Annotated in this window: 22 protein-coding genes; 13 read left to right on the top strand and 9 right to left on the bottom strand. The window is 66.2% G+C overall.

Annotation, left to right across the window (positions count from 1 at the left end; genetic code table 11):
* The 7 genes from ACZY0X_RS26240 to ACZY0X_RS26210 form a co-directional block, all read left to right on the top strand.
* The coding region (locus ACZY0X_RS26240) for an ABC transporter permease (protein ID WP_463774606.1) at positions 1–168 on the top strand (168 nt) is incomplete at its 5' end.
* A gap of 15 nt (positions 169–183) precedes the next feature.
* Positions 184–1,371 carry an MCE family protein gene (locus tag ACZY0X_RS26235; RefSeq protein ID WP_463774557.1) on the top strand — a complete coding sequence of 396 codons (1,188 nt, stop codon included), beginning with the start codon at positions 184–186 and terminating at the stop codon, positions 1,369–1,371.
* Complete coding sequence (locus ACZY0X_RS26230) at positions 1,368–2,393, top strand: MCE family protein (RefSeq protein ID WP_463774555.1); 1,026 nt, start codon at positions 1,368–1,370, stop codon at positions 2,391–2,393. Before ACZY0X_RS26235 ends, ACZY0X_RS26230 begins: the two co-directional genes overlap by 4 nt.
* On the top strand, positions 2,393–3,475 hold the full coding sequence (locus ACZY0X_RS26225) for an MCE family protein (protein WP_463774554.1): 1,083 nt from the start codon (positions 2,393–2,395) through the stop codon (positions 3,473–3,475). Before ACZY0X_RS26230 ends, ACZY0X_RS26225 begins: the two co-directional genes overlap by 1 nt.
* A complete protein-coding gene (locus tag ACZY0X_RS26220; RefSeq protein WP_463774552.1) occupies positions 3,472–4,950 on the top strand; it encodes an MCE family protein in 1,479 nt (492 codons plus the stop codon). The genes ACZY0X_RS26225 and ACZY0X_RS26220 overlap by 4 nt, the downstream gene beginning before the upstream one ends.
* Positions 4,947–6,134, top strand: a complete 1,188-nt coding sequence (locus ACZY0X_RS26215; RefSeq protein WP_463774551.1) for an MCE family protein — start codon at positions 4,947–4,949, stop codon at positions 6,132–6,134. Before ACZY0X_RS26220 ends, ACZY0X_RS26215 begins: the two co-directional genes overlap by 4 nt.
* On the top strand, positions 6,134–7,621 hold the full coding sequence (locus ACZY0X_RS26210) for an MCE family protein (RefSeq protein WP_463774549.1): 1,488 nt from the start codon (positions 6,134–6,136) through the stop codon (positions 7,619–7,621). Before ACZY0X_RS26215 ends, ACZY0X_RS26210 begins: the two co-directional genes overlap by 1 nt.
* Before the next feature lie 29 nt (positions 7,622–7,650).
* Here ACZY0X_RS26210 and ACZY0X_RS26205 read toward each other — a convergent pair whose 3' ends face one another.
* The gene (locus ACZY0X_RS26205) at positions 7,651–8,169 is read right to left on the bottom strand and encodes an Rv2253/PknI dimerization domain-containing protein (RefSeq protein ID WP_463774547.1); all 519 of its coding nucleotides are present in this window, start codon (positions 8,167–8,169) and stop codon (positions 7,651–7,653) included.
* 148 nt (positions 8,170–8,317) lie between these two features.
* Here ACZY0X_RS26205 and ACZY0X_RS26200 point away from each other — a divergent pair, with 148 nt between their 5' ends.
* From ACZY0X_RS26200 to ACZY0X_RS26190, 3 genes are read left to right on the top strand one after another with little or no spacing between them, the layout of a single operon-like run.
* The gene (locus ACZY0X_RS26200; protein ID WP_463774545.1) at positions 8,318–8,698 is read left to right on the top strand and encodes a hypothetical protein; all 381 of its coding nucleotides are present in this window, start codon (positions 8,318–8,320) and stop codon (positions 8,696–8,698) included.
* Positions 8,691–9,134 (top strand): hypothetical protein, encoded by a 444-nt coding sequence (locus ACZY0X_RS26195; protein ID WP_463774543.1) that lies wholly within the window; start codon positions 8,691–8,693, stop codon positions 9,132–9,134. The genes ACZY0X_RS26200 and ACZY0X_RS26195 overlap by 8 nt, the downstream gene beginning before the upstream one ends.
* A gap of 60 nt (positions 9,135–9,194) precedes the next feature.
* Positions 9,195–10,046 (top strand): enoyl-CoA hydratase, encoded by an 852-nt coding sequence (locus ACZY0X_RS26190; RefSeq protein ID WP_463774542.1) that lies wholly within the window; start codon positions 9,195–9,197, stop codon positions 10,044–10,046.
* 98 nt (positions 10,047–10,144) lie between these two features.
* On the opposite strand, the gene glnA is transcribed toward ACZY0X_RS26190, so the two are convergent.
* Positions 10,145–11,581 (bottom strand): type I glutamate--ammonia ligase, encoded by a 1,437-nt coding sequence (gene glnA, locus ACZY0X_RS26185; protein ID WP_463774541.1) that lies wholly within the window; start codon positions 11,579–11,581, stop codon positions 10,145–10,147.
* 117 nt (positions 11,582–11,698) lie between these two features.
* Between glnA and ACZY0X_RS26180 the strand changes: the two genes are divergently transcribed.
* Positions 11,699–12,175 (top strand): RDD family protein, encoded by a 477-nt coding sequence (locus tag ACZY0X_RS26180; protein WP_241404690.1) that lies wholly within the window; start codon positions 11,699–11,701, stop codon positions 12,173–12,175.
* 10 nt (positions 12,176–12,185) lie between these two features.
* Here the strand turns inward: ACZY0X_RS26180 and ACZY0X_RS26175 are convergent, their stop codons facing one another.
* Positions 12,186–13,019 carry an alpha/beta fold hydrolase gene (locus ACZY0X_RS26175; protein WP_463774539.1) on the bottom strand — a complete coding sequence of 278 codons (834 nt, stop codon included), beginning with the start codon at positions 13,017–13,019 and terminating at the stop codon, positions 12,186–12,188.
* A 62-nt stretch (positions 13,020–13,081) separates the two neighbouring features.
* Positions 13,082–13,438, bottom strand: a complete 357-nt coding sequence (locus tag ACZY0X_RS26170) for a hypothetical protein (protein ID WP_463774537.1) — start codon at positions 13,436–13,438, stop codon at positions 13,082–13,084.
* Positions 13,439–13,576: 138 nt separating this feature from the next.
* On the opposite strand from ACZY0X_RS26170, the gene ACZY0X_RS26165 reads away from it, so the two are divergent.
* The gene (locus ACZY0X_RS26165; RefSeq protein WP_463774536.1) at positions 13,577–14,383 is read left to right on the top strand and encodes a helix-turn-helix domain-containing protein; all 807 of its coding nucleotides are present in this window, start codon (positions 13,577–13,579) and stop codon (positions 14,381–14,383) included.
* 14 nt (positions 14,384–14,397) lie between these two features.
* Here the strand turns inward: ACZY0X_RS26165 and ACZY0X_RS26160 are convergent, their stop codons facing one another.
* From ACZY0X_RS26160 to sucB, 5 genes are read right to left on the bottom strand one after another with little or no spacing between them, the layout of a single operon-like run.
* A complete protein-coding gene (locus ACZY0X_RS26160) occupies positions 14,398–15,153 on the bottom strand; it encodes a DUF4191 domain-containing protein (protein WP_463774534.1) in 756 nt (251 codons plus the stop codon).
* 30 nt (positions 15,154–15,183) lie between these two features.
* A complete protein-coding gene (gene lipA / locus ACZY0X_RS26155; protein ID WP_463774532.1) occupies positions 15,184–16,122 on the bottom strand; it encodes a lipoyl synthase in 939 nt (312 codons plus the stop codon).
* The gene (lipB, locus tag ACZY0X_RS26150; RefSeq protein WP_463774604.1) at positions 16,119–16,793 is read right to left on the bottom strand and encodes a lipoyl(octanoyl) transferase LipB; all 675 of its coding nucleotides are present in this window, start codon (positions 16,791–16,793) and stop codon (positions 16,119–16,121) included. Before lipB ends, lipA begins: the two co-directional genes overlap by 4 nt.
* A 20-nt stretch (positions 16,794–16,813) precedes the next feature.
* On the bottom strand, positions 16,814–17,722 hold the full coding sequence (locus ACZY0X_RS26145; protein WP_463774531.1) for a TIGR01777 family oxidoreductase: 909 nt from the start codon (positions 17,720–17,722) through the stop codon (positions 16,814–16,816).
* A gap of 15 nt (positions 17,723–17,737) precedes the next feature.
* The gene (sucB, locus tag ACZY0X_RS26140; RefSeq protein WP_463774530.1) at positions 17,738–19,492 is read right to left on the bottom strand and encodes a 2-oxoglutarate dehydrogenase, E2 component, dihydrolipoamide succinyltransferase; all 1,755 of its coding nucleotides are present in this window, start codon (positions 19,490–19,492) and stop codon (positions 17,738–17,740) included.
* A gap of 170 nt (positions 19,493–19,662) precedes the next feature.
* Between sucB and ACZY0X_RS26135 the strand changes: the two genes are divergently transcribed.
* Positions 19,663–20,010: an oxidoreductase gene (locus ACZY0X_RS26135; protein ID WP_463774528.1), complete on the top strand. Its 348-nt coding sequence runs from the start codon at positions 19,663–19,665 to the stop codon at positions 20,008–20,010.
* The last annotated feature ends 2 nt before the right edge of the window (positions 20,011–20,012 follow it).

The following is a 20,012-nucleotide window of genomic DNA, read 5'->3' as shown; positions in this document are numbered from 1 at the left end:
CTGTTGGTGCACACCTATTACGGCTACTACGCCACCGGCGGACCCTCAGGGGTCGGGGTGGCCGTGGGTAACGCGGTGCGCACCTCACTGATCATCGTGGTCTCAGTGACCCTGCTGGTCTCACTGGCCGTCTACGGCTCCAACGGCAACTTCAACCTGTCGGGATAGGGAGAACTGCAGCCAATGAACCCAGACACCCGGCGACTGCTGGTGGGGTCGAGCGCCGTGCTCGTACTCATGGCGATCGTCGTTCTCTCGGTGGGGATGTTCCGTGGAAGCTTCACGAAAACCATTCCCGTGAGCGTTATCTCAGATCGCGCCGGACTGGTGATGAACCCCGACGCGCGGGTGAAACTGCACGGTGCGGAGGTCGGCAATGTGGAGTCCATTGAGCCGCGACCGGACGGCACTGCTGTCCTGCATCTCGCCATCGATCCCGCGCGTCTCGACCTGATCCCCGACAATGTCGGCGTCGACATCACCTCGTCCACGGTGTTCGGGGCCAAGTTCGTAGAACTCGTGCCGCCGAATGATCCCTCCGACCAGTCGCTGCGGGCTGGCCAGGTGATCCAGGGGCAGCACGTCACCGTCGAGATCAACACGATCTTCCAGCAGTTGGTGTCGGTCCTCGACAAGATCGAACCCGTCAAGCTCAACGAGACGCTGGGTGCGCTATCCGCGGGCATCAGCGGCAGGGGCGAGAAGCTCGGCCAGACGCTGGTGGAACTGGACGAGTTGCTGGTGAAGCTCGACCCCAGCCTGTCCAACCTCAGCCACGAAATCGCCGTAGCCCCAGAGGTGCTCAACACCTACGCAGACGTGACACCGGACCTCCTTGCCACGGTGCGCAATTCGACCCAGATCAGCGACACGCTCGTCGACTCACAGACTGACCTGGACACTCTGCTGGTCAGCGCAATCGGGTTGGCGGGCATCGGTAACGACGTGCTGTCCAGCAATCGCCAGGGCATCACCGACGTGCTGCACCTGCTGGCGCCGACGACCGATCTGACCAACCAGTACAACCATGCCCTCTACTGTGGCCTCGCGGGCATGGTTCCGCTCGCCATGGGGCCGCCGCCACCGGTGCCGGGTGTCCTCCTGCTCGACTCCTTCGTGCTGGGCCGCGAGCGCTATCGGTATCCGCAGAACCTGCCGAAGGTCGCCGCAAGTGGAGGCCCGCAGTGCGCGGGACTGCCCGACGTCGGGTATGAGCGCCGCGCACCGTTCGTGGTCTCCGACATCGGCGCCAACCAGGCCGAGTACGGCAACCAGGGCATCCTGCTCAACTCAGATGCCCTCAAGCAGGCGCTGTTTGGCCCCATCGACGGACCGCCGCGTAACACGGCACAGATTGGACAGCCGGGATGACGGGTGTGTGGAAGTCGGCCACCAAGTTCGGGGTGTTCGGCGTGGTGATGGTGATGCTCACCGCGGCGCTGTTCGCCATCTTCGGCCAGTATCGAGGCGGCAGTGCCGACGGTTACTCCGCAGTGTTCGCCGATGCATCCAGCCTCAAGGGCGGCGACTCGGTGCGCGTCGCGGGAATCAGGGTGGGCACGGTCAAAACGGTGGCATTGCAACCCGACAACACCGTGATAGTCGACTTCGACGCCAGCCGTGACGTCAAGATCACCAACGGGACCAAGGTCGCGGTTCGGTACCTCAACCTTGTCGGTGATCGCTACCTCGAGCTCATCGACGGCCCGGGGAGCACTCGACTCGAGGCGACGGGATCGCAGATCCCACTGGAACGGACCGAGCCCGCACTCGATCTCGACCTTCTCCTCGGTGGGCTCAAACCCGTGATCTCGGGTCTCAACGCGCAGGATGTCAACGCCCTTACCGGATCACTCATCGAGATCCTGCAGGGGCAGAGCGGCAACGTCGAGTCGCTGTTCAGCAGGACCGCGTCGTTCACGTCGGCGATAGCCGACAACGGCCAGATGGTGCAGAACCTCATCGACAACCTCAACCAGGTGGTCGGCACTGTGGCAAAGGACGGCGACCAGTTATCCAGCGCGGTTGACCGGCTCGAACAACTCATCACCGGTTTGGCAGCGGACCGCGACCCGGTCGGCACCGCGATCGAGGCACTCAACCAGGGCACGGCATCGATGTCGGACCTCCTTGGCAAGGCGCGACCGCCGTTGGCCGGCACCATCGATCAGCTCAACCGCATGGCGCCGCTGCTCGAGAAGGACAAGGAACTCCTTGACATCTCGCTTCAGAAGGCGCCGGCGAACTACCGCAAGCTCGTCCGACTCGGGGCGTACGGCAGCTTCCTGAACCAGTACCTGTGCGGTATGTCCGTCCGGGTGACAGACCTCCAGGGCCGTACCGCGTACTTCCCGTGGATCATTCAGCAGCACGCAAGATGCGGAGAGCCCTGATGGGTAAGTACCGTGGATCCTCGCTGGTCCGAGCCGGTTTCATCGGTGTCGTGCTCATCGCGTTGATCGTCACTGTCGGGCTGCGGCCCGAACAGCTGTGGTCGATGGCGACGTCGATACGGCACCAGGCGCTGTTCACCGAGGCCGGCGGACTCACCTCGGGAAATGACGTCAAGATCTCAGGGGTCAAGAAGGGCAGCGTTTCCGGCGTTGAGTTGCACAACGGCAAGGCGTTGGTGACGTTCAGCCTCGACAGCGGTGTCCGTCTCGGACGGGACACCACGGCGCACATCCGGACCGGAACGCTGTTGGGGGAGAGGATGTTGACCCTCGAGCCGACCGGCAGCGGATCGCTGGGCCGGACCGATGTCATCCCGTTGTCGCGCACGTCATCCCCGTACTCGCTGACCCAGGCGGTCAGTGACTTCACCACGAACACTGCGGGCACTGACACCGCGTCGCTCAATCACTCACTCGACACGCTGTCGGAGACCATCGACCGTATCGCGCCCACGCTGGGTCCGACGTTCGACGGGATGACACGGCTCTCCGCGTCTTTGAACGGCAGGGGCGAGACGCTGCGCGATCTGCTGAAGAGCGCAGCCGATGTGACGGGGGTGCTGTCGCAGCGCAGCCAACAGGTCAACACGCTGATGCTCAACGCCAACGACCTGATGGGCGTGCTCGAGCAGCGGCGCTACGCGATCGTGAATCTGCTGGCCAACACCTCCGCGGTGGCCGAGCACTTGACCGGCTTGGTGCGTGACAACGAGCAGGAACTCGCGCCGACGCTGAAGAAGCTCAACACGGTGACCGAGATGTTGCAGCGAAACCGGGACAACATCGCCAAAGCCCTTGACGGACTGGCGAAGTACCAGGTGACACAGGGGGAGGCCGTTAACAACGGCTACTACTACAACGCGTTTGTCGGCAACCTCATACCGTCGCAGTCGCTGCAGCCGTTCTTCGACTACGCCTTCGGATTCCGTCGTGGTGTCAACGCCGGGCAACCACCTGACAACGCCGGCCCGCGCGCCGAGTTCCCCATGCCCTACAACGGCATTCCAGGAGGGTCGCGATGACCGGACGGCGGCGCAGCGCGAAGCTGCTCTTGATCGCATTGGTGGCGCTGCTGGCTGCGGGCGGGGCACTACTGGTACGGCTGGCGTACTTCGAACCGAGGACCATCACCGCCTACTTCACCTCTGCCACCTCGATCTATCCCGGTGACGAGGTGCGAGTCTCCGGGGTGCGGGTGGGGACCATCCAGTCGATCGAGCCCGAGGAGTCGCAGGCCAGAATGACGCTGGCCATCGATCGTGACGTGCCGATCCCCGCCGACGCCAAGGCCGTAGTCGTCGCGCAGAATCTCGTCGCGGCCAGATACGTACAGCTGACACCGGCCTACGAGGCCGACGTGTCGGCGGGACCGGTTATGCCCGACGGCGCTGTGATCGGACTCGACCGGACGGCCGTTCCGGTGGAGTGGGATGAGGTCAAGACCCAATTATCCAGGCTGGCAGCCGAACTGGGCCCGTCCGAGGACGGCCAGACCGGCGTCTCCTCGAGTTCGGTCGGGCGCCTGATCGACAGCGCGGCCAACGCGATGGACGGTAACGGGGACAAGCTGCGCGAGACCATCGCCCAGCTGTCCGGCGTCGGTCGAATCCTGGCCGATGGCAGTGGAAACCTCATCGACATCATCAAGAATCTTCAGGTCTTCGTGGGCGCACTTCGGGACAGCAACGTGCAGATCGTCCAGTTCCAGAATCGGCTGGCAACGGTCAGCAGCCTCGTCGACGCCAGCAGGTCCGATATCGACACGACGCTCACCAAACTGGCAGAGGCGGTCGGCGAGGTGAAGCGTTTCATCGCGGAGAGTCGGGACGCCACATCCGAGCAGGTTGAACGGCTCGCCGACGTCACGCAGAACCTGGCGGACAACCGCGTCAAGCTGGAGAACGTCCTGCACGTTGCGCCCAACGCGATCGGCAACGGTTACAACATCTACAACCCGGACACCGGAACAATGCTCGGCGCGTTCGCGATGGGCAACTTCGCCAACCCGGTCCAGCTGGTCTGCTCGGCGATCGGGGCTCTCGAGAACGCCACCAGTGCCGAAACCGCGAAACTGTGCGCCGATTACCTGGGGCCGGCCCTGAAGCTGCTCAACTTCAACTACCTGCCGATGCCGATCAACGCCTACCTGGCGAAGTCACCAAGCCCGGGCAACCTGATCTACTCGGATCCGAAGCTGGCACCCGGAGGTGAGGGGGCGAGCGCCCCCATGCCGTCGACGGACATCTCGGTGTCGGCCTACACCGGCGCAGGCGATGTGCCACCGCCACTTGCACCCAACGGTCCTCCAATTCCTCCGGGCGTGTACGCGCCAGGTGGCCTGCCGGCCAACCCGACACCCGCGTTGTTCCCGGGTGCGCCGGTACCGGCCGGCGTGGCCATGCCCGGCCCCGCCACGCCGCCCACTCTCCGCGACATGCTGTACCCGGCGGAAGCCACTCCGGTACCGGGCCCGGTTGAAGGGACACCTCCGGCATGACCAGACAGCGTTCGTTGGCTCGGATGACGGCGGTGGCATGCTGCGTGGTGCTCACGGCATCGGGATGCGCCTTCGAGGGTTTGAACTCACTGGAGCTGCCAGGCACTGTGGGGCGTGGGCCAGATGCCGCCATCTACCACGTCGAGATCGCCAATGTCGGTACCCTGGAATCAAATTCACCGGTCCTGGTCGGCGACGTCGTGGTCGGCACCGTCGGACGGATGAGCCTGACGGGCTGGCACGCCGACGTCGAGGTGTCGGTGAAGCCGGATGTGGTCGTGCCCGCCAACGCCGTTGCCACCGTCGGGCAGACCAGCCTGCTGGGATCGATGCACCTGGCGCTGAATCCGCCGGTCGGCCAGAAGCCGAGCGGCAGGCTGGCCCCCGGAGCCGTGATCGGGCTGAACAGTTCGTCGTCCTATCCGTCGACCGAGCAGACGCTGTCGTCACTGTCCGTCGTCGTCAACGGGGGCGGTCTGGGCCAGGCCGGAGACATCATCAGGGAGTTCAGTGCGGCAATGAACGGTAGGGAGGCCCCCATCCGTGATCTGCTGACCCGACTGAACGACTTCATCGGAATCTTCGACTCCCAGCGTGACCAGATCATCGGATCCATTGCGGCACTTGACCGATTGTCCGCCGGATTCGCACAGCAGAACGACGTCCTCACCGCCGCACTGCACAGGATTCCGCCTGCGCTTGAGGTGCTCGTCAAACAACGCCCGCAGATCACGACGGCGCTGCGGGAGTTGGGCGCGTTCAGCGACACTGCGACAGCGCTGATCGACGACACCGGGGCCGACCTAGTGCGCAACCTGCAGAATCTGGAGCCGACGCTGCGGTCGCTCGCCGATGTCGGCCCCGACCTGGGCACCGTACTCAGCTACGCCCCGACCTTCCCCTACACCCAGAACTTCATCGACCGGGCCATCAGGGGCGACTACATGAACCAGTTCATCGTCTTCGACTTCACCGTGCCCCGGTTGAAGCGCGGGTTGTTCCTCGGTACGCGATGGGGACAGGAGGGGATGTCGATGACACCAGCGCCGGGTGACCCCTGGTACTCCACCTACACCCTCGATCCGCTCAAGGCGCCCGTCACACCGGCTCCGCCGGAGGTGGCCGACCTGCCGCCGCTCGTCGACGAACAGGCTCCGACACCTCCTGTCGCGGAAGGCAACTGATGCTCACCAGGTTCGTGCGTATCCAGCTGATCATCTTCACCATCGCATCGGTCATCGGCGTCTTCACGATGGTGGTCGTCTACATGCAGGCGCCCACACTGTTGAACATCGGTCGCATGAAGGTGGTTGTGGAATTACCCGGCACCGGCGGCCTCTACCGGTTCTCCAACGTGACATATCGCGGTGTGCAGATCGGGAAGGTCACCGATGTGATCCCGACCAGAGTCGGCGCCGAGGCAACACTGTCGCTGGACACGTCCTACGACATCCCAGCCGACGTTCACGCCGAGGTTCGAAGCGTGTCCGCCGTCGGTGAGCAGTATCTGGATCTGCAGCCCCAAGGCGCGTCGTCAGACCCAACAGGACCGCGCCTGCGCAACGGCTCGGTCATACCAAGGGACAACACATCGATTCCCCAGGCGGTCGGCCCGATGCTCGACCAGGTCAGTTCGCTACTGGACAGCGTGCCGAAGGACCGCATCGGCGACTTGCTCGACGAATCGTTCAAGGGGCTCAACGGATCCGGATTCGACCTCGGGTCACTGATGGACTCGGGCGCGAAGGTGGTTGGCGACTCAAACGACGCCGCCGATCAGATGCGATCGCTCATCGATGACAGCCGGCCGCTCCTCGACGGTCAGCAGCAGTCCATCGACGACATCAAGATGTGGGCGGGCAGCCTGGCCCGGATCACCGAACGCGTCGCCGTAAACGACGCGCATGTGCGGACCATCATGAAGGTCGGGCCCGGGGCGGCCGATGAGGCCTCAGCACTGCTCAATCAGGTCAAGCCGACTCTGCCGGTGCTGATGGCGAACATGACTACCGTCGGCCAGGTGGCCGTGACCTACCACGCGTCGATCGAGCAGCTTCTGGTACTCCTTCCGCCGTATGTCGCGGCGACACAGACCGTCGGTGTGGCACGGAACAACCCGACCGGTATGGCGATGGGGGACTTCACGCTCAGCATGAACGATCCGCCGGCGTGTACGGTCGGCTTCCTGCCGCCGTCGTCGTGGCGGTCACCGGCCGATCTGTCGGATGTCGACACTCCCGACGGTCTGTACTGCAAGCTCCCGCAGGATTCGCCGATCGGTGTTCGTGGCGCACGCAACTACCCCTGCATGGGGCAACCGGGAAAGCGTGCTCCGACCGTCGAGATGTGCGAGAGCGATAAGCCCTACGAGCCCTTGGCGATGCGTCAGCACGTGCTCGGGCCCTACCCGATCGATCCGAACCTGATCGCCCAGGGCGTTGCGCCCGACGATCGTGTCAATACCGGCGAGCACATCTACGGCCCGGTCGAGGGGACGCCACCGGGGGTGGCGCCGAGTTCCTCGTCGACCGGTGGATCGGACGGTCCATCGGTGGCGATCGCCACCTACGATCCCGAGACCGGTCGGTACGCCACGCCCGACGGCAAGGTGTACCGGCAGGCCGACTTGGCGACACCGGCTGGGACGTGGGAGGACCTGCTCCCCAAGTGACAGTGAACGGCGCTGCGAGGGAAGCGGTTTCAGGAACCCGACTTGACGAGCTTGAACGGCATGTTGATGAACAGGGGCAGGCTGATGCCGCACGCGCCGCTGATGCCGGTCGTCTGATCCTCACCGACCAGCGTCGTCGACATCGGATCGACCCGACCGCCGTCGGGCGTCGTTGGGGCGAACCGGAAGACCTGTAGACCGGGGGAGGCGGTGCCGTTCGGGCACGGCTGCCAGTTCTCCACCGTCCGCTTGACGTACCACACGCCGCCCGTCTTGTAGACGGGCGCGGTCCAGCCGAAATCGCTTGACACCGTGCCGGTGCACTCGGTCGGGTAGCTGCACTGGGTGGCTATGGTCCAGGTGCTGCGAATGCTGGCCTCATCGTGGAATCGTTCGTTGGTCTTCGCCCACTCGCCGTTGGACGTAGCCGTGTAGGTGCCGTTGAGGCCCCACTGCTCGCCGGTGGCCCCCGATGGTGGTGCAGCCACGACCAGTCCGATCATGGCCGCGGCCGCCGCCGTGGCGCCGAGCGCTTTTGGTGTTCGCATCCCACGCTCCTCAACACGCCGAGACATGGTCGCCGACGTTGATTCGATTCGCGCCAAGGTATCCCGCACTTCCCGTCGGGTATGCCGTTACGCCCGCTGAGCGGACAGTTCGAGCGTCGACCGACAGCGCGCGTGCCAGGGTGAGCGCATGCGGTGGATTCTGCTTGCCAGCGTGGTGTCGGTGCTCGCCGTGAGCTTGGGTTCACCTGTGGCGGCGAAGGCTGACCCATTGCCGTGTGACGACGCCTGGTGCACACCGGGTGTCACCCCGGGAGTGACGCTCGGCGCCGCATGCGGAGATACCGGTCACTACGTGTTCGGCACCACGTCGTGGGGTCGGTTGGTGTTCTGCGGATCGCCACGTCGACACGAGCCGCGGTACTTCAGATCTCCGTCGATGATGGGAGTCAAGGACGAGCATGCCGTCTGTCAGGGGCACGAGGCGCGAGTCGCGCAGGCCCCGGACGGTCTCTTCCTCAGCTGCCAGACAATCGATGGCACGCCACGGTGGGTTCGCGGCGATGCCTAGCACGCGCGGAGCGAACGCGACCAAGGCAATCCGCGTGGTGGGCGCGGTCATCGCGATGCTGACGGCGGGTATCGCCCTCGGGCCCGCGACCTCGGGCGCAGAGGAACCGGCAACCCACCGCGTGACGTACACCGTCACGACCCGCACGCCGGTTCAGGCAGACGTCTACTACCGCGACACCGATCCGCCGTCGTGGGCCGACTACAGCCACAATCCGTACCTGTTCAGTCCCCGGGCCACCGCTCGGATTGGCCCGGACTCACCCTGGGTGCTGGAGGTCGGGCTGGCCGATCCGAGACAGTGGGCAATGGTGAGTGCGACCGGCGGAATAGATTCGGCCCCAGCGGATTTCCGATGCGAGTTGGCGGTCGACGGTGTCGTCGTCGCGTCCAGTGACGGACCAAGGGGAGCGCTGTGCTCGCTGCGGAACTGGTAGCCGTAGTGTCGGCCAAGGCGGGACGCGCCCGAGTGTGGCAAACCCTTGAGAGGTGATCAGGTGCAGGACGACGTCGATGTGGTGACCTATCGAGTGACTGACGGGGTGGCCGTCGTGACCATGAACCGGCCGCAGTATCGCAACGCGCAGAACTCGGCGATGACATACGCGTTGGATGCCGCCTTCTGCCGCGCGGTCGATGACGAGGACGTTCGGGTGATCGTGCTCTGCGGCAGCGGCGAGCACTTCAGTGCGGGGCACGACATCGGGACGCCGGGGCGCGACCATCACGTGCACTACGAGAACCGGGCAGCGCTCTGGTGGGATCACGTGGACCGCGCCGGTGGTGATCAACGCTTCGCCCGTGAGATGGAGGTCTACCTCGGGATGTGTCGCCGGTGGCGCGAGCTGCCGAAGCCGACCATCGCGATGGTGCATGGTGCGTGCATCGCAGGCGGCCTGATGTTGGCGTGGGTGTGCGATCTCATCGTGGCGTCCGATGACGCGTTCTTCGCGGATCCCGTCGTGCGCATGGGGATTCCGGGTGTGGAGTACTTCGCGCACCCGTGGGTGCTGGGGCCGCGGTTCGCCAAGGAGATCCTCTACACCGGTGATCGGTTCACCGCCCAGCGCGCCTACGAGGTCGGGATGGTCAGCCGGGTGGTGCCGCGCGCCGATCTGGAGAGCGAGGCGATGTCGCTGGCCGCGCGGATCGCCACGATGCCCGGATTCGGGCTCGCGCTCACCAAAAGGGCCGTCAACCAGTGTGAGGATCAGATGGGCCTGCGGAACGGAATCGATGCGGCCTTCGGCCTGCACCACTTCGCGCACGCGCATAACGTCGAGGTGGGCTCCGACTCCCTCGGTGGCGTCGACCTCAAGGGGATGACCGGGCGTTCCGGCACCCAGTAGCGCGAGCGCCTCCCAAACGCAGACGAGCCCACCCGCTTAGCGGATGGACTCGTCGCGAGCTACTGCTACTTAGACGTCCTCTGGTGGACGTCTAAGGGCTAGCAGTCGTAGTACAGCGAGAACTCGTAGGGGTGCGGCCGGATCTGGATCGGCATGATCTCGTTCTCCCGCTTGTAGGAGATCCAGGTCTCGATCAGATCCTCGGTGAAGACGCCACCCTCGGTGAGGTACTCGTGATCCTCCTCGAGCTTGTCGATGACCGCCGACAGCGAGGTGGGCGCCTGCGGGATGTTGGCGGCCTCCTCGGGGGGGAGCTCGTAGAGGTCCTTGTCGACCGGGGCCAACGGCTCGATCTTGCGCTTGATGCCGTCGATGCCGGCCATCAGCATCGCCGCGAACGCGAGGTACGGGTTGCCCGAGCTGTCGGGGCAGCGGAACTCAAGGCGCTTGGCCTTCGGGTTGTTGCCCGTGATCGGGATGCGGACACACGCCGAACGGTTGCGCTGGCTGTACACCAGGTTGATCGGCGCCTCGTAACCCGGCACCAGGCGCTTGTAGGAGTTCACCGTCGGGTTGGTGAATGCCAGCAGCGAGGGCGCGTGGTGCAGGATGCCGCCGATGTAGTGGCGCGCCAGGTCGGAAAGGCCGGCGTAGCCCGACTCATCGTGGAACAGCGGCTTGCCGTCCTTCCACAGCGACTGGTGGGCGTGCATACCCGAACCGTTGTCACCGAACAGCGGCTTGGGCATGAAGGTGACGGTCTTGCCGTTCTTCCACGCCGTGTTCTTGATGATGTACTTGAACAGCAGCACGTCATCGGCGGCCGACAGCAGGGTGTTGAACTTGTAGTTGATCTCGGCCTGGCCGGCGGTGCCCACCTCGTGGTGACCGCGTTCCAGGATGAAGCCGGCGTTCTGAAGGTTGGTGGCCATCTCGTCGCGCAGGTCGACGTAGTGGTCATACGGAGCGACTGGGAAGTAGCCACCCTTCTGGCGGACCTTGTAGCCCAGGTTCGGGCTGCCGTCTGCCTCGAAGGGCTCGCCGGTGTTCCACCATCCCGACTCCGAGTCGACCTCGTAGGAGGTGCCGTTGATCTTCGAGTCGAACGTCACCGAGTCGAAGATGTAGAACTCGGCCTCAGCGCCGAAGAAGCAGGTGTCGGCGATGCCCGTGCTGGCGAGGTAGTTCTCCGCCTTGCGGGCGACGTTGCGGGGGTCGCGGGAGTAGGCCTCGCGCGTGAACGGGTCGTGCACGAAGAAGTTCATGTTCAGCGTCTTGGCGGCGCGGAACGGATCGATGCGTGCGGTCTCGGGATCCGGCAGCAGCATCATGTCGGACTCGTGGATGGACTGGAAGCCGCGCACCGACGAGCCGTCGAATGCGAGTCCGTCCTCGAACACGCTCTCGTCGAACGTCGAAGCCGGGATCGAGAAGTGCTGCACGACGCCAGGGAGATCGCAGAACCGAATGTCGACGTACTCGACCTTCTCGTCCTTGATCTGCTTGATGATGTCGTCGGCCGTCTTTTCTGCCACTGAGTGCTCTCCTTTTACTGGTAACCCGCGGGTTGACGCTAAGGACACGATGTTGCACGCCAGTCAACCGCATGTTGCGCGGACGTTACGCGATTGGGTGGACCATATGCTTGTGGCATGGCGCGCACCTTCGGTACCTGGCTGTCTGGCCCACCGCCGCCCGAGGCGGGTGATTCCTCCCAGGGACCCAACGACTACCCGGGGCAGCGACTCGGATTGCCCCCGTCGGGCGCCGGTTCACTTGTCGGTTGGGGCAGGCGCATCGGCGCTCTGGTGCTCGACTGGCTCATCGCCTACGGACTGGCAGCCCTGTTGATGTCGCTCGGGCTGTTGTCGCTGGAAATGCTGTCGACGGCGGTGCTGGTGATCTGGCTGGTGCTCGGCATCGTCTCGGTGCGACTGTTCAGCTTCACACCCGGACAGGCCGCCTTGGGGCTGCAGGTCGCATCCGTTGACCACCGCATCCACGTCGGCGTGGGTCGCGCGCTCGCGCGCGGTGTGCTGGTGGCGCTCGTCATCCCGCCGCTGTTCACCGACTCCGACGGTCGGGGACTTCAGGACAAGGCCACGGGCACCGCGATCGTCAGGCGCTAGCGCACCGGACTCACGCCGAGGCGACGGCCGCGCGCTGCCACCAGTCGGTCACCAGGGCCGCATAGGCCTCGGGCTTCTCCTCCCAGGAGAAGTGGCCCACCCCGGCCATGAAGTCCACGCTGCTGTTGGGCAGACGGTCACCGAGATAGGTCGCGTTCACCGCGGGCACGACCTGGTCATCACTGCCCTGCACGATGCGTACCGGCGTGCGTATCTCGGCCAGGAGATCGCCCAGCTGCGGAAGCTGCTCGGGATACGCCTGCACGTACGGAATGGACTCGGCGAACCGGTCGCCCGCGTAGGAGGCGATGTAGTCGTCGCGAACCTCTTGCGACGGGGTGTACCCGGCGATGGTGTCAAGAGCGATCTCGACGATCGTGCGGCCGCCGATCTGACGGTACGGTGCCAGGTCGGTGGCCTCCACCCACTCCTTGAGCGGGCCGGCGACTGTCACCGGCACGGCCGCCCCGCCGGATCCGATGACCAGGCTGGCGAACCGGTCGGGATGGGCGGCGGCCGCGAACAGGGTGGCCGACGTGCCGATATCCGGTGCCACCGCATGCGGCCGGTCGAGTCCGAACGCGTCGGCGACGCGAACGATGAACCCGCCCATCGCTTTCGGGTTCATCAAGGAATCGCGTCGTTCCGAGCCGCCGAATCCAGGCAGGTCAACGGCGACCAGGTGCGCGGCCGCGGCCAATTGTGGCCATGTCTGCTCGTACGCGAAGACGCTCTCCGGCCACGGGTTGAGCAGCAAAGCCCGCTGCGCTCCGGTGCCGCCCTCCGCGTAGCGGATCGACAGGCCGTCGATCGTCGTGAACTTGGGATGAATGAGCCCGCTCACGACCGTGCCGCCTGCGTATCGTTGCGTGCCTCGATGGCATCGACGCTGCTGGTGAACGCCTTTCAAAGGACATCCTCGTCGACTGTTCCGAGAACGCCCGCGAGCACTCGGCCCCTGAGGTTCTTCCCCTCGCGGACGATGACGACGTCGACTTCGGTCGTTCCGTCGGGTCGCGGCGTCAGGGTGTAGGTGTAGCCCGATGCCCCGCCGAACTCGGACCAGTAGTAGTGCAGGCGCTCCCAGGTGCCGCGCCCGCCCTCGGTGACGTCGGTCTCGCGAGCGCCCAGATGATGCACCAGCAGCGATGCGTCGGCGCTGTTGGGTAAGAGCTTCGAGCGGCCAGGGCCGAAGTCGGTGAGCCCGGCGATGAACTGCTCGGGGGTCGAGCTGGTGACCTGGTGGAAGTGGAGTGTGGACATTTCGGTCTTCCTTGCTGCGATGAGCTGATGGCTACATCCACCATGAGCGTGTCGCGGACCTCGCGAATTCCTGCTCGCGGCTTTCCGGAGAAGCCGTAGTGACCCTGGTATTGGCAGGGACAGCCTTAGGATCTGTCGGTGGCACAGGGGGCGAGCGCGCTGGGGGAGTACCTCCGTGCACGCCGCGAACAACTTCGGCCCGAGGCCGTCGGGCTGGAGGTCAGTGCGCGGCGGCGCGTCCCGGGACTGCGCCGCGAGGAGCTGGCACTGCTCGCCGGCATCAGCGCGGACTACTACGTGCGGCTCGAGCAGGGGCGTGACAGGCATCCATCCGCACAAGTCCTCGATGCGCTGGCACGCGCCCTTCAACTCGACGTCAACGCCACAGCGCATCTGCATCAGCTGGTGACTGCCCCAGGTCGCACACCCGACATCGGGGTCGATGCGGTGGCCGATGATTTGGATGAACTGATCGATCAGTTCTCGATGCCCGCGATCGTGGCCAACCGCTACCAGGATGTGCTGGCCGCGAACCCCATTGCCCGCGCGTTGTCACCGGGTTTCGCGCCCGGTGCGAACTTCCTGCGGTGGCGGCTGTTGGCGCCGGCCGCCCGTGAGTTCTACGTCGACTGGGACGAGGCGACCGAAGTCGCGGTGAGCGGATTACGCGAAGTGGCCGGCAGCGATCTGAACGATCCCCGGCTGCGCGCACTCGTCGAGGAGATGTCGGCCGGTAGTGAACGGTTCCGCGAACTCTGGGCACGCGCGGACGTGGGGTATCGCCGAGGCGTTGTCCACATGCGGCATCCCGTGGTCGGCGACCTTCATCTCCAACGCACCAGGCTGAACGTTCCGCACTCCGGCGGACAGCATCTGTTGATCTATCGCCCGGAGCCGGGCAGCGCATCGGCCCGTGTGCTGGGGGATCTTCGCCCAGCGGACTGAGGGTGCTTGGGGTGTTACTTGCGTCGCACGGTGCGCTGCACGCCGCGCATCTTGGCGTTGCCGGGCATCGGTCCCTTGGGCATCGCGGCAGGCCCCATCCGCGACCCCAGCGCAACGAGCTTGGACTCCAGCGCGTCCATCTGCTTGACCGTGATGTTGGCAGGGAGCTTGGTCAGGTGGCGTTCCAGCTTGGACAGCGGCACCTCGCCCTCACCGTTGCCGACCACGAAGTCGTAGATCGGAGTGTCGCCGATCAGTCGGGCGGTGCGCTTCTTCTCCTGGGCGAGAAGCGGTTTGACCCGCACTGCGGCGCCCTCACCGACGAAGATCACGCCCGGTCGGCCGATCACCCGGTGCACCGCATCGAAGTGGCCGGTCGCGGCGACGCCGGGAGTGACACGCCACTTACCGCGCAGGTTGTCCAACGCCCACGCCGCGGCGCCGGTCTGTCCCTCCGCCTTGCGGTAGACCGACTTCTGCGCCCGCCTGCCGAAGACGATGAACGCGACCAGCGCGCCGAGCACGATGCCGAGGGGGATCAGCGTCACCATCGTGAAGGTGCTGCCGCTGAGGACGCCCGCGGTCACCGCTGCCGCGACGATCAGCACGAATGCGCCGACCATGTAGGGAAGGAGGCGCTTGTCCTCCTTGCGCTGAATCTGGAACGCCTGCCACAGCTGACTGCGGCGCTGCTTTGAGGCCGCCTTTCGGGTGGCCTTCGCCTCGGCCTTGGCGGCCTTCACAGCGGCGGGGTTGCGAGTTTTCGCCATGGGACCAGGATACGGGTGCGGGTGGGCGAATCAGGAAACGGGCGGGCTGGTCCGTAGCCGCTCGGCCTGCGCGTACAGCCGACCTGCTCGGTACGACGAGCGAACCAGCGGACCGGCCAGGACGCCGGCGAATCCGATGCCCTCGGCATAGGCGGCGTGCTCGACGAACTCCTCGGGCTTGACCCACCGCTCGACGGGGTGATGGCGCGCGGACGGGCGCAGGTACTGCGTGATGGTGACGATGTCGCAGCCGGCGCGATGGAGGTCGTCGAGTGCGGTGCGGACCTCCTCGGGTGTCTCGCCCATGCCCAGGATCAGGTTGCTCTTGGTGACCAGCCCGTAGTCACGCGCGGCCGTGATGACGTCCATGCTGCGCTGGTAGCGGAACGCAGGACGAATCCGCTTGAAGATGCGCGGCACCGTTTCGACGTTGTGCGCCAGCACCTCCGGACGCGTCTCGAACACCGTCTCGAGCTGTTCGGGGATGGCGTTGAAGTCGGGGATCAGCAGCTCGACACCCGTGTTCGGATTGAGCGCCTTGATCTGGCGGACGGTCTCGGCGTACAACCAGGCGCCGCCGTCGGGGAGATCGTCGCGGGCCACGCCGGTCACGGTCGAGTAGCGCAGGCCCATCGTCGCGACGCTCTCGGCGACGCGCCGCGGCTCGTCGCGGTCCAGTTCGGCGGGCTTGCCCGTGTCGATCTGGCAGAAGTCGCATCGTCGGGTGCACTGTTCGCCGCCGATGAGGAACGTGGCCTCGCGGTCCTCCCAGCACTCGTAGATGTTGGGGCAGCCGGCTTCTTCGCACACCGTGTGCAGACCCTCACGTTTCACCAGGGCCTTGAGCTCGGTGTACTCCGGTCCGGTCTTCAAGCGGGTCTTGATCCACGGCGGCTTGCGCTCAATGGGGGTCTCGGCGTTTCTGACCTCGAGACGAAGCAGTTTGCGGGTTCCCGGGTCGACGCTCACGACAATGATGCTAGCGTCGTCCGGCCGTCGAGCGCGTCGCAGACTGCCGCGGCCACCCGTTCGGCGACGTCATCGGTGGTGACGCGGCGGCCGAGTTCAGCCGTCAGGGACGTGACACCCGCATCGGCTATGCCGCACGGCACGATCGCGCCGTAGCCGTCCAGCGTGCAGTCACAGTTCAGCGCGAAGCCGTGCAACGTCGTCGCCCGCGCGACCCGAATGCCGATCGCGGCGATCTTGCGAGCCGGTTGTCGACCGTCGCCGGGCACCCACACCCCCGACCGGCCGTCGATCCGTCCGGTCTCTAGGCCGAGTGAGGCGCACACGCTGATCAGCGAATCCTCCAGCCGCCGAACGAAGTTCACCACATCCAGAGGTTCGGTCAAGCCGACGATCGGATAGCCGACCAGCTGGCCCGGGCCGTGCCAGGTGATCTTGCCGCCGCGGTCGGTGTCGATCACCGGGGTGCCGTCGACCGGCCGTTCGTGCGGTTCGGTGCGCTTGCCCGCGGTGTAGACGGGCGGATGCTCGAGCAGCAGCAGGGTGTCGGGGCCGCCCGCGACCCGGGCCTCGGCCAGTTCGCGCTGCATCTGCCACGCATCTTGGTAGTCGACGGTGCCGAGGTGGCGAACCTCGACAGCCGCCGAAGAGGATCGCACCGACGTTGCCACCATGTCCTTGACGCTACCCGTCAGCCGTAGTTGGGCGCCGTGCCGTACGCCAGCGCTTCGCCGATGGTGTTGTGATGGAACTCGAATCCGGCGCGTTCGAGCACCGCGGGGATGGCGCGCTGGCCGCCCAGCAGACCCTCATCGGCGAACTCGCCCAGCACGGTGCGCAATGCGAATCCGGGCACCAGCAGCGCCGAGGGCCGGTTCACGGCGCGGCCAAGCGCGGACGTGAACTCGGCGTTGGTCACCGGCGCCGGGCCGGTCAGGTTCACCGGCCCCGACACGTCGGCGTGCGCGATCGCGAACAGCAGGGCCCGCACCTCGTCCTCGAGGCTGATCCACGGCATGTACTGGCGACCGTTGCCCAGACGTGCGCCCAGTCCGAGCGAGAACAGTGGCTTGAGACGATTCAGCACGCCACCGGAGGGACCCAGCACCAACCCGGTGCGGGCCAGCACGACCCGGGCACCTGACTGCTGCGCCGCGGTCGTCGCCGCCTCCCAGTCCTCGCACAGTCCGGCCAGGAAGCCAGTGCCGGCGGGCGCGGTCTCATCGACGACGCGGTCACGCGTGTCGCCGTAGTAGCCGACCGCGCTGGCATTGATCAGCACCGGGACGTCCGCATCGGCTATCGCGTTGGCCAACACCTCGGTCGGGCCGATGCGGCTGTCGCGCAGGCTCTGCTTGAACGCGCCCGACCATCGCTTGGCCCCCACGCTGACGCCGCACAGATTCACGACGGCGTCGACGCCACGCAGGGTGCTCGGATCGCACTCGCCGGTGTCCGGATTCCAGAACACGTCATCGGGGTGCGACGGTGGCCGCCGCACGATCCGCAGCACGCGGTGGTCTCCCGCGCGCAGCGCCGAGGTCAAGGCCGAGCCGATCAGACCCGAGGAACCCGCGATCGCGATGACGGCATTGGTCACGGTGGCGTGTGCCTCCTACAGACCGAGGTCTGCCTCGAACGCTCCCTCTTCGAGGCGACGTTTGATGGTCGTCAGGAAGCGACCGGCATCGGCACCGTCGATGAGGCGATGGTCGTAGGTCAGCGGCAGGTAGCACACCGACCGCACACCGATCGACTCGTTGCCGTTGTCGTCGACGACCACCCGCGGGCGCTTGACGATGGCGCCGGTGCCGAGCATCGCCGCTTGCGGCGGCACCAGGATCGGGGTGTCGAACAGAGCGCCCTGGCTGCCGATGTTGGTGATGGTGAACGTGCCACCGGACAGCTCGTCGGGCCGCAGGTTGCCCGACCGGGCGCGGGCCGCGATGTCGGCGATCGCGCGGGCCAACCCGCCCAGCGACAGGTCACCTGCGTTGTGCACGACGGGGGAGAGCAGACCCTGCTCGGTGTCCACCGCGAAACCGAGATGTTCGGCGTCGAAGTAGGTGATCTCCTTGGTGTCCTCGTTGTAGCTCGCGTTGACGTTCGGATGCGCCTTGAGGGCATCGACCACCGCGACGGCGAAGAACGGCAGGAACGTCAGGTTGACGCCCTCGCGCTCGGCGAAGCTGGCCTTGGCTCGCGCACGCAGTGCCACGATCTTGGTCAGGTCGACCTCATGGGTCTGCGTCAATTGTGCTGTCGTCTGCAGGGATTCACGCGTCTTCTTCGCCGTGATCTGGCGGATCCGGGTGGCCTTCTGCGTGGTGCCGCGCAAGTGGGCCAGCGCAGGGGCCGGAGTAGCCGGTGCCGCGGCAGCGGGCTTGGCGGCAGCGGCCGGTGCCGCCGCGGGAGCGGGTGCCTTGGCGGCCTCCGCTGCTGCCAGCACGTCCTGTTTGCGGATGCGGCCACCGACACCGGTGCCCTTCACCGATCCGAGATCCACGCTGTGCTCCGTGGCCAGTTTGCGCACCAGCGGTGTCACATACGGGCTCGCGTCAGATGCGGGCGCCTCCGCGGCAGGAGCCGCGCGCTGCGGCGTGGGCTCGGGCTTCGGTTCCGGCTTGGGTTCCGGCTTGGGTTCCGGCTTCGGCTCGGGCTTGGGTTCCGGCGTGGGCTCAGCCTTGGGTTCGGGCTTGGGCTCGGCCTTCGGCGCTGGTGTGGGCTCCGGCTCTGGTTCTGGCGCCGCGTCCGCGGAGCCGACCTTGCCCAGTTCGCCACCGACGGCGACGACGTCATCCTCCTCGGCGGTGATTGACACCAGGGTGCCCGCCACCGGCGAGGGGATCTCGGTGTCGACCTTGTCGGTGGAGACCTCGACCAACGGCTCGTCGACCTCGACGCTGTCGCCGACCTTCTTGAGCCACCGGGTCACCGTTCCCTCGGTGACGGACTCGCCGAGTTCAGGCATCTTCACCGACGTCGCGGCGCCGCTGGAGGCGGGTGCCGACTTCGCGGGCTCGGGGGCCGGCTCTTGCGCTGCCTCCGGCTCGGGCTCCGGCTCCGGTTCGGCTTCGGGCTCCTGAGCGGCGGGCTGCGCATCAGCACCGGAGGCGTCCTCGCTGGACTCGCCGGCCTCGCCGATCAACCCGAGGTCACCGCCGACCTCGACGGTGTCGTCCTCGTGGGCGATGATCTTGGTCAGCACACCGGCGACGGGGGACGGGATCTCGGTGTCCACCTTGTCCGTCGAGACCTCGAGAAGGGGTTCGTCGACTGCGACGGTGTCGCCCTCCTGCTTCAGCCATCGCGTGACTGTCCCCTCGGTAACGCTCTCACCGAGTGCGGGCATCTGGACGGAGATGGCCATGTCTATTGACTCCCTCGAACGGTTGCTCTGCCGGGCCGAATTGTCGCGGTGTCCATCCTGTCACGTCCGGGCGCGCGGGTCGTCGCAGACCTAGCAGTGCGGTCCTCTGGCACTATCGGGTAAGGCGTTGAGGCCGAACTGCCGCGACGAGTAGAAGGAGCCGGGTCGAATTGGGGCTGTTCTCCAGATTCCGCCGTCGCGGCTCCCGGCGTGCCGCTAGCGCCGACCCCGCCGCCGATCTCCAGTACCTCCACGACTGGGTCAGCACACACCAGGGTGTCGAGGCCTTCATCGAGCCCCAGACCACCGTCACCGACGTCACGGTGGTGCTGGTGGCGGCGGATGGCGAGTGGACCCGCCGCCGGGCGGGCGGGGACGCGGGTGCGCGGCGCCTGAGCGGTCAGCTGAACATCCCCGTCTACGACGTCCAGAAGGTCGGCTACCCGCAGCGGATGCGCGACTTCGACGCGCGCCGGCGCATCGAACGCCAGCGCGAGGCCCGCAGGGCGCTCGAGTAGCG

The organism is Mycobacterium sp. IDUB_39, assembly GCF_055419205.1.
The sequence above is the reverse complement of the archived record's forward strand: the minus strand, read 5'-3'. Positions and strand labels throughout refer to the sequence as shown.